Here is a 9,187-nt window from a genome sequence, read left to right on the forward strand (position 1 = left end):
AAAAGGAGTCTGGTATGCCAATGGAAAAGAACGCGTATGAAGAAACAATTTATTGTCTGCTGGCTGTACGTCTGCGAATGCTGCTTGCACAAAGTAGGATTGACCCGGAAGGGTTACAAGAAATCCGTTTGCGGGCAGGGAAGCCTTTGCTTCTTTCCTATCAGGGACAGGAGTTTGCACTAAACTGTGACGGAATGCTTTCAAACTGTGTGGAAGACGACACATGTATTGTGACAGGGGAGGAGATTGCGGAGACGCTGGAATACATTTCCGGATATTCACTCTATGCGTTTTCGGAGGAACTGAAACAGGGATTCCTTACTGTTCCCGGAGGACATCGGGTGGGATTATCCGGCAGGATTGTGATGGAGGGGGATACGGTTTCGTGTATTCGCCATATATCTTTTCTGAACATCCGACTGGCTCATCAGCTTCGCGGCTGTGCAGATTTGGTGCTGCCTTATCTGTTTTCAGAGGAGGGGTTTTGTAACACGCTGATTATTTCACCTCCCGGCTGCGGTAAGACAACGCTGCTTCGGGATATCATCCGTCAGCTGTCCAACGGTTCGAAAAGACAGGCAGGTATGACCGTGGGCGTTGTGGATGAGCGTTCGGAAATTGCAGGCTCGTATCTTGGAGTTCCACAAAATGACATTGGGATTCGTACAGATGTTCTGGACTGTTGCCCGAAACGGCAGGGTATGATGATGCTGCTTCGATCCATGGCGCCGCAGGTGATTGCGGTGGATGAGATCGGAAGCCTGGAAGACAGGGAAGCTCTGGAATATGTGAAAAACTGCGGCTGCCGTCTGCTTGCTACGATGCATGGATATTCTTTTGAGGATGCGGCAGGGCGTCTGACAGGCAGCGAAATGGCAGCGGATGATCGCGGAGGGGTTTTGCCGGTATTTGAACGCTTTGTCGTACTTGGGAAAAATCCGGTGGGGACAGTCAGGATGATTCTGGATTTGAAGGGCAATCTTTTGTATCGGGCATCCTGAAGTGATCTGTGAAGAAAGGCAGATGGGGAAAAGCAGGCGGTTGGGGGGAGAGAACGTGCAGCTTTATGTGAAAACAATCGGAGCCTGCTGTATTATGGCAGCAAGCCTTCTGATGGGGATGCAGATAGACAAAGGTATGAAACATAAATGCATTCTTTTGCGGGAGATGTACGATCTGCTGGCTTTTTTGGAAAAAGAAATGACGTTTCATCGTTCCCCGGTGCCGGAGGCACTTCAAAATGCAGCCCAGCAGTGTACGACAGAGCTTTCTGATGTATTAAAAGAGACGGCATCAGGCACTGTAAGGCGGGAGGGGAAAGTGTTTGCTGATATCTGGAGAAACGCTCTGGAACAGTGCATTCCGCCACAGATTCTGACAGAAGAAGAAAAATCTGCTTTTCGGGAGGCAGCAGATGCGCTGTGCAATGCAGATACCATTATGCAGCGGACCATGCTTCAGAAACATGCCGAACGGTTTAAAAATATGTATCAGAGGGAGCTTGAGCGCTATCAGGAAAAAAGTACGCTGACACGCAGACTGAGTACGTCGGCAGGCATATTTCTTATTATTGTGCTGCTTTGATAAAGCTGCCAGGAAAGAAGGGTGAGCCATGAGTGTAAATCTGATCTTTAAAATAGCCGCAGTAGGAATTCTTGTCTCTGTGATGGGGCAGATTCTCAAACAGAGCGGGAGAGAGGAGCATGCATTTTTAACCGGGATTGCGGGGCTGGTGCTGGTATTGTTCTGGCTGGTTCCTTATATCAGCCAGCTCTTTGAGACGATCAAATCCCTGTTTGCGCTGTAAAAAAATGAATATGATAAAAATTGTATGCCTTGGACTCTCCGGCGTGATGCTTGGATTGTTTCTGCGGCAGTTGAAGTCCCCTTTTGCGGAAGTAATCAGCCTGGCTACCTGCCTGCTGATTATTTTTTACAGTCTGACAAAGCTCTCAGGGGTGTTTGGGATGATTAATACGTTCAGTTCCTATTTTGAAGGACAGAAGGACTATTTCCGGATTCTGCTGAAAATCATCGGAATTACATATCTGGCAGATTTTTCTGCAAATATCTGCCGGGATGCCGGATATAGTTCAGTAGCCGGACAGATTGAAATTTTCGGAAAAATTTCAATACTTGCGATTAGCTCTCCGATTATTCTTGCACTGTTGGAGGCAGTATATGATTTTCTGTAGAGGAGGGCGAGGATGAGACTGATGTTGGTCCTGTTTTTGGAACTGGCAGTCCTGTTTTGGAATTGCGGTACCCAGGCTGCTGCAGAAGTATCTGACGGAGAAAGTTCTTCCGTGCAGCAGGAAGATACCACGTCCGGTTGGATGGAGGAATTAGAAGAAATCAGTGGCCTGCTTGATCTGGAACGTATTGACCAAGAGATTTCCGAACTTCCGGGTAATACTGAATTTTCTTTTGCAGATACGTTTCAGAAGCTTTTGCACGGGGAAATTCCGTTTGACATCAAAGAACTGCCCGGAATGCTTGTGAGGATGTTTCTGTCAGAGCTGGAACAGCAAAGGAGGATGGCATTACAGATTCTCATTATTGTACTGGCCTCAGCTATTTTTTCAAACTTTATCCGGGTATTTAACAGCAGCCAGATTGCGGATATCAGTTTTTATATGATGTATCTGCTGATCTGCGGTCTGTTGATCCATTCTTTTATGGCAATGAATCAGATTGTGCTGGATACATGCAGCCAGATTAATTCTTTTATGAAAATTTTGTTGCCGGTTTATGTTGGAGCTGTGGTTTTGTGTGCCGGTTCCATATCAGCGCTCGGGTTTTATGAAGTGACTCTGCTTGGCATCAATCTGACGCAGAATCTTGTGATTCGAATGGTTCTTCCGGTGATCAATTTTTATCTGGTATTGCTAATTCTGAATCAGATGTCGGAGGAGGATTACTTTTCGCGGTTTGCAGATCTTCTGGAAATGGGAGTCGGATGGGTACTGAAAACGGTTACGGGCCTGGTGGTTGGTCTGCAGGCAGTGCAGTGTCTCGTCACGCCATCCGTGGATGCGCTGAAGAGCACGTCATTGCAACGACTTGCAAAGGCAATTCCAGGAATCGGTGGTTTGCTGGATTCTGCTGCGGAGACGGTGGGGGCCTGTGCACTGGTGATTAAAAATGCAGCCGGGACTGCCGGGATTCTGGCATTGCTGCTGATCTGTATGTTACCGCTTGTAAAACTGGCTGTATGTATTTTTATTTTCCGGCTTTTATGTGCGTTTATTCAGCCAGTCAGTGAGCGGAGAATGGTAGAGGGAATCGGAAGCATTTCCAGAAGCGCGGTACTGCTGCTTAAAATTTTGGTCATGAATGTGTCTGTATTTGTAATTTCGATTGCAATGGTTACTTCTTCGGTGAAAGGGGGATAAGTGATGGAGCAGTGGTTGAAAACAATGACTGGAAGCATGTGCGTCATAACGATTCTGATGCATTTGCTGCCGCAGGGGAAATTTACCAAGTATGTCCGGTTTTATGCAGGACTGCTGCTGTTTTTGATTGCGGTTCGCCCTATTTTGAATGTTTTTACCGGAGAGGGAGGATTTGAGCGGCTTTTGCAGATGGAATTTTTGCGCGAGGAATCTTATGATATGGAGACGTTTGCAATTGGGATGGAAGAACTCAAGGATGATCGGATTGCGCGGGCGTATCAGGAGGAGCTGCGCCGTCAGATTCGGGAAATGACGGCTTCTTACGGGCTGGAACCGGTGGAAATTCTTTTCGAGGTTGATGAGGCGGATCCGTATCGGGTGAAAAAAATAGAAATATCGGTCTGGGAATTGAAAGATACAAGGCAAAGTGATGCTTTGAAAGAAGAGCTTTTTACTTTATATATGGTTGATAAAAAGGATATTGTCATAACGGGGCGGAGGTGACCAGGTTTGAAGGAATGGCTGGGGAAAATAAAAAGTCTGAAAAAGGACCAGATTATGATACTGCTTCTGGCGGGTGTGCTTTTGCTTGTCATTTCACTCCCGTCGGAGACACAGCCACAGCCAGAAATCCTTCCCCAAACCAGAGAAAAAGAGACGGAAGCTGTGACAGAGGATCCGTTTGGCGTTGCAGAACTTGAAAATCGTCTGAAACGGATTCTTGCCCAGGTAGACGGGATTGGCCGTACTGAGGTCATGCTGACGCTGAAATCAGGAGGCAAAAATATTGTGGAAAAAGATCTGGAGCAGTCCCGGGGAGAGGAGGTGGGCGGAAATGAGGGAAATTCCGGGAATTCCAGTGAGATAAAAAGCAATGAGAGTACAGTGTATCAAAAGGACAGTTACGGCAATGAAACCCCTTACATCATGGAAAAGTTGGCACCGGAAATAGACGGCGTTCTGGTAATTGCACAGGGAGCGGGAAATGCTTCCATTACAAGTGAGATAACAGAAGCAGTTATGGCATTATTTAATGTTCCGGCGCATAAAATCAAAGTAATGAAAATGAAATAATGAAATGAGGAGGATTTCAGTGAAACGTATTTTTAAGAAAAACCAGATCATTATTACAACACTGGCGATCATGATTGCAATCGCCGGCTATCTGAATTATTCAGGCAGGATCCTGGGTAAAAAGACCGATGTGGTGAACGGAGATGATACAGTGCTGCTGACTGATGCAGGGACTTCAGCCGTATCATCGGATACATACACAGATAATTATGCGGATATCGTAAGCCTGGACGATGACGGAATTGAAGCATCAGGAAGCGCAACCGATCAGGGTAGCGTAGGTGAAGCCGTACTGGCAAGCTCTCAGGCGAATGACGGTATTCTGGCGGCTGCAAAGCTGAACCGGGAGCAGGTGCGCGCAAAGAGCAAGGAGACACTGCTTGAGATCATCAATAACACAGGTATTTCAGAAGATCAGAAACAGAACGCAGTCGCTACGATGACAGAAATGACGCAGATTGCAGAAAAGGAAGCTGCGGCAGAACTGTTACTTGAGTCAAAAGGCTTCGCCGGTTGCGTTGTAAGCATTTCAGACGGAAGCTGTGATGTTGTAGTAAATGAGGCCGAGCTGACAGATGCACAGCGGGCTCAGATTGAGGATGCGGTAAAGAGAAAAACGGATATATCCGGCGAAAATATTATTATTACACCAAAAGATTATTATGTAGCAGATACAATGGAAAAATAACTGAAGAGAGGGATGCTGCCTAAATACAACACTGTATTTTGCAGCATTCCTTTTTCGCATAGCGAAAACTTTGATGAATTTGAGTAGCTCCGGTGAAATATTCTTGTAATGAGAAAAATATATGGTATGATGGTAGAGATATTTTGGAACTTTCATCTTAATTTGTGAAAAATAAGGAGTGTCGATCATGCCGGTATTTGATTTCAGCAGCAGCACATCAGTCAAGACAGACGAGTTTGAGTGTACATACAGGATCGTTCGATCCAATGAGGCAAAAGCTTCTCCGGAAAAGCCAATTTTGGTTCTGGATAACAGGGAACAGGAATGGAAACACCATTCCAGCGGCGTTTTCGCAAAGCCAGATAAAAAAACAGCGTTCGAATTTGACGAGGCAGGCGAGGTGGTCAGCGCTGATATTTTACAGATTGACGCCCGTTTTGTGAGCCTCATCCGATGGATGGGGGAAAACCGTATCCATGTGCGGTTGTCAGGAGAGAACCGACAGGAGGGGTATGCGGTTTACCGGATTCGGGAAATTGCCTTCGGCGGAGGAACAAAGCTTTCTGCAGAGGATGGCTTTTTGCAGTTTATGATTGAACGGCTCCTGGCAAGCAGTGCTCCTGCCGATGAGGAAGAGGATGATGATAAGGAGGAAACCGGCGATGTGATGAAGCTTACAAGTCTTCAGAGCATCTCGGATTTTATGACGTGCGCGGGAAAAACATTGCCTGATAATATCCGGCTCTGGGCACGGAGGAATCTTGCTGTTGCCCGATCCCATGAAGTTACGCCGGAGGAACGGCGTCATGCGCAACGAGCGCTGTCTATTATGATGAATATCCAGTGGAAAAATCAATATTTTGAATCCATTGATCCTGCGGAGGCGCGCCGGATTCTTGATGAGGAACTTTATGGAATGGAGCGGGTAAAGCAGCGTATTATTGAGACGATCATTCAGATCAACCGTACGCATACGCTTCCGGCATACGGTCTTTTGCTGGTAGGACCTGCCGGAACGGGAAAGTCTCAGGTGGCTTATGCGGTTGCACGGATTCTGAAGTTGCCGTGGACAACTCTGGATATGAGCTCAATCAACGATCCGGAACAGCTAACAGGAAGTTCACGCATTTATTCCAATGCAAAACCGGGTATTATTCTGGAAGCATTTTCCATGGCGGGGGAGTCCAACCTTGTTTTTATCATCAATGAACTGGATAAGGCAGCAGCCGGAAAAGGCAACGGCAATCCGGCGGATGTACTGCTGACACTCTTGGATAACCTCGGCTTTACGGACAATTACATCGAATGTATGGTTCCGACGGTGGGCGTATATCCGATCGCCACGGCAAACGATAAGACGAAGATCAGCGCACCTTTGATGTCCCGCTTTGCTGTGATTGATATTCCGGACTATACACGGGAAGAGAAAAAAGTGATCTTTTCGAAATTCGCACTACCGAAGGTTTTGAAGCGTATGGGACTGTATGAGAATGAATGTGCGCTGACACCGGAAGCCCTGGATGAAGTGATTGAGATATACGCAAATACAAGCGGCATCCGGGACCTGGAGCAGGCCGCGGAGCATATCGCTGCCAATGCGCTTTATCAGATTGAAATCAATCAGGTGCAGGAAGTGATTTTTGATGGCGAGCAGGTACGGGAACTGCTGATGTCATAGGAAAATGATGATTGAATCAGTGTTTCCTTAGAATTCTTAAGGAAACTGTCGGTAGCTTTTTACGATACACTATGCTATGATACCTTCAGAGGGCATTTTGAAACGAGCTTGAATGAAAAAAGAAATACAGGGGAGCATAATGGAAAATACAACATTGGTTATTATGGCTGCCGGAATCGGGAGCCGCTTTGGCGGAGGGGTAAAACAACTCACGTCATTTGGTCCGTCCGGTGAAATTATTATGGATTATTCCATTTATGATGCACTGGAGGCAGGCTTCAACAAGGTCGTTTTTGTGATTCGCAAAAACATGTTTGAAGATTTTAAACAGATTATCGGGGAGCGTATTGCAAAACAGGTTCCGGTGGAGTATGCATTTCAGGAGCTGGAAGATGTACCCGAAGGCTTCTTAGTTCCGCCAGAGCGGAAAAAACCGTGGGGGACCGGACAGGCAATTCTGGCTTGCAAGGGAATCGTAAAGGAACCGTTTGCAGTCATCAATGCAGATGATTATTATGGAAAGGATGCGTTCCGAAAGGTGCATGATTATCTGGTAAATGCCGGGGAAGCACAGAAGGGTGTGTATCAGTTCTGTATGGCGGGTTTTGTACTGGAAAATACACTTTCCGAGCATGGAGGCGTTACGAGAGGGCTTTGCCGTATCGGAGAGAACGGGGAACTTTCTGCAATACGCGAGACAAAAAATATCATAAAAACAGAATCAGGCGCTGCCGTATCTCTGCCGGACGGCACACAGCAGTCGCTTGACGCGAAAAGTCTTGTGTCCATGAATTTCTGGGGCTTTACTCCGGATTTTATCGACGAACTGGAACAAGGTTTCGCAAAGTTTCTGTCAGAGCTTGACGACTGTATGCTGACGGGAGAGTATCTGTTACCGACAATCGTGGACGGGCTGATTCAGGAAAAACGTGTAAAGCTTACTGTTTTGCCTTCCAGGGATAAGTGGTTTGGCGTGACTTTCCGGGAGGACGTGCCTTATGTGAAGCAGGCTTTTCTTGATCTTGTACAGGATGGCGTTTATCCGGAAAAGCTGTTTTAAAACAAGCGTGGTTGTGATGCGATCTGTATCAGAAATGGTTATTTCTAAGAGAAAATAAGACTTTACAACAGAAGACATTTCTAGTAAAATAGAAATGTTCCGGGGTATGGCGTAGCTTGGTAGCGCGCTCGGCTGGGGGCCGAGAGGTCGCAGGTTCAAATCCTGTTGCCCCGATTTCAAGAAGACTGATGAAATGTTTGTATTTATAAGCATATTGGAAAACTTCCATTATTTATTAGTGGGAGTTTTTTGTTTGAAGAATCGAATTAGATAGAATATATTGGCTATGATTAAAATATGTTTGGTGATTAATGTTGTCTGAAACTAGAACATATTTATTGGTAAAATAAAGGATGATTTTAGTGAATACATGTTGTTTTACCTCTAACAATGGATAATGGAAGTTAAAAAATAATAAAAGGTATGATAGAAGATATAATGTATCTGAAACTTCAAGGTCATTTTTCATTTCGTGCATTTCTGGTAGTATCGCTTCTAAATATTTCTCTATTTATCATTGAACTATACTCCTTTAGTACAAGCAGAATACTTATAATTGGAAAGTCAAGTTCATTGAATTTACAATGAACGAAATTTTATAGTGGCGATCAACCTACGGATATATCGATTCATGTTGTATTAACAAAATACATAAAAAAAGAAGAGTTCGCAGAAGTTTTTGAATTAGCAAGCTCTCCTCTATTAAAATATTATTATTTCAATCCACAGGTTTTATCCCGACAAATTTATTATATCATATTAAATATTATAGTTCAATAATATTTAAATAGATATTTATATATTCTGGAAATTATGTTATATTTTGAAAGAGCAAGTGCTTTATAAAGAGATATTGGTTAAAGTTTTACATAGAGTGGGAGTGAGGGCTTATGAAGAATAAGTTTAGTTTTAATGATTTGATACAATTTGGTTTATTTTTGATTGCGCTACTGACATTTATTTATTTGATTTGTCATTAGTACTGAATAGAAACGGTCCTTTGAACCCTTAAAGTTGTTAAGACTATGTTTTCTATTGCTTTTCAAGGTAACCAGGCTGAGAAGATGGTTGCAAGCGGTTTGTTAAAAAGGCAACACAAAAATCCTTTAAAATATAAAAAATAACTCTCCATAAGTGAGGTAACCTGTCCGCGTGGGTTACTTTCTGATATGTGGCATACTTTGAAGAATAGGTTACGATTTAGTCCGGCTATGGAAACTGATGTAAAAGAAGCTGGTCGCAATCCTAAACGGGTACAGCGAGAAGTACGGAAATAGATTCAGAATACCGGA

At 44.6% G+C, this 9,187-nt stretch carries 10 protein-coding genes, 1 tRNA gene and 1 pseudogene; all 12 read left to right on the plus strand.

What is annotated here, in order from left to right; genetic code table 11:
• Positions 1 to 14: 14 nt before the first annotated feature.
• A complete protein-coding gene (gene spoIIIAA / locus AC6I2O_RS18530) occupies positions 15 to 1,001 on the plus strand; it encodes a stage III sporulation protein AA (RefSeq protein WP_497743449.1) in 987 nt (328 codons plus the stop codon).
• Between the two features lie 22 nt (positions 1,002 to 1,023).
• The gene (locus tag AC6I2O_RS18535; RefSeq protein WP_120391634.1) at positions 1,024 to 1,584 is read left to right on the plus strand and encodes a stage III sporulation protein AB; all 561 of its coding nucleotides are present in this window, start codon (positions 1,024 to 1,026) and stop codon (positions 1,582 to 1,584) included.
• 28 nt (positions 1,585 to 1,612) lie between these two features.
• The gene (spoIIIAC, locus tag AC6I2O_RS18540; RefSeq protein WP_120391635.1) at positions 1,613 to 1,807 is read left to right on the plus strand and encodes a stage III sporulation protein AC; all 195 of its coding nucleotides are present in this window, start codon (positions 1,613 to 1,615) and stop codon (positions 1,805 to 1,807) included.
• A gap of 10 nt (positions 1,808 to 1,817) precedes the next feature.
• Positions 1,818 to 2,195, plus strand: a complete 378-nt coding sequence (locus AC6I2O_RS18545; RefSeq protein ID WP_497743450.1) for a SpoIIIAC/SpoIIIAD family protein — start codon at positions 1,818 to 1,820, stop codon at positions 2,193 to 2,195.
• Positions 2,196 to 2,207: 12 nt separating this feature from the next.
• Positions 2,208 to 3,395 carry a stage III sporulation protein AE gene (locus AC6I2O_RS18550; RefSeq protein WP_497743451.1) on the plus strand — a complete coding sequence of 396 codons (1,188 nt, stop codon included), beginning with the start codon at positions 2,208 to 2,210 and terminating at the stop codon, positions 3,393 to 3,395.
• A 3-nt stretch (positions 3,396 to 3,398) separates the two neighbouring features.
• Positions 3,399 to 3,899, plus strand: a complete 501-nt coding sequence (locus AC6I2O_RS18555) for a stage III sporulation protein AF (RefSeq protein ID WP_120391638.1) — start codon at positions 3,399 to 3,401, stop codon at positions 3,897 to 3,899.
• A 6-nt stretch (positions 3,900 to 3,905) separates the two neighbouring features.
• Positions 3,906 to 4,469, plus strand: a complete 564-nt coding sequence (locus AC6I2O_RS18560; protein WP_497743452.1) for a SpoIIIAG-related protein — start codon at positions 3,906 to 3,908, stop codon at positions 4,467 to 4,469.
• A gap of 19 nt (positions 4,470 to 4,488) precedes the next feature.
• The gene (locus AC6I2O_RS18565) at positions 4,489 to 5,157 is read left to right on the plus strand and encodes a SpoIIIAH-like family protein (protein ID WP_497743453.1); all 669 of its coding nucleotides are present in this window, start codon (positions 4,489 to 4,491) and stop codon (positions 5,155 to 5,157) included.
• Between the two features lie 187 nt (positions 5,158 to 5,344).
• Positions 5,345 to 6,835 carry an AAA family ATPase gene (locus AC6I2O_RS18570; RefSeq protein ID WP_120391640.1) on the plus strand — a complete coding sequence of 497 codons (1,491 nt, stop codon included), beginning with the start codon at positions 5,345 to 5,347 and terminating at the stop codon, positions 6,833 to 6,835.
• 139 nt (positions 6,836 to 6,974) lie between these two features.
• Positions 6,975 to 7,895 carry a sugar phosphate nucleotidyltransferase gene (locus AC6I2O_RS18575; RefSeq protein ID WP_497743454.1) on the plus strand — a complete coding sequence of 307 codons (921 nt, stop codon included), beginning with the start codon at positions 6,975 to 6,977 and terminating at the stop codon, positions 7,893 to 7,895.
• Between the two features lie 100 nt (positions 7,896 to 7,995).
• Positions 7,996 to 8,069 (plus strand) — tRNA-Pro (locus AC6I2O_RS18580).
• 1,007 nt (positions 8,070 to 9,076) lie between these two features.
• Positions 9,077 to 9,169: pseudogene (locus AC6I2O_RS18585) on the plus strand (DUF2992 domain-containing protein); the annotation flags it as partial.
• Positions 9,170 to 9,187 lie beyond the last annotated feature (18 nt).

It is taken from the genome of Blautia sp. St.27G3, assembly GCF_059728505.1.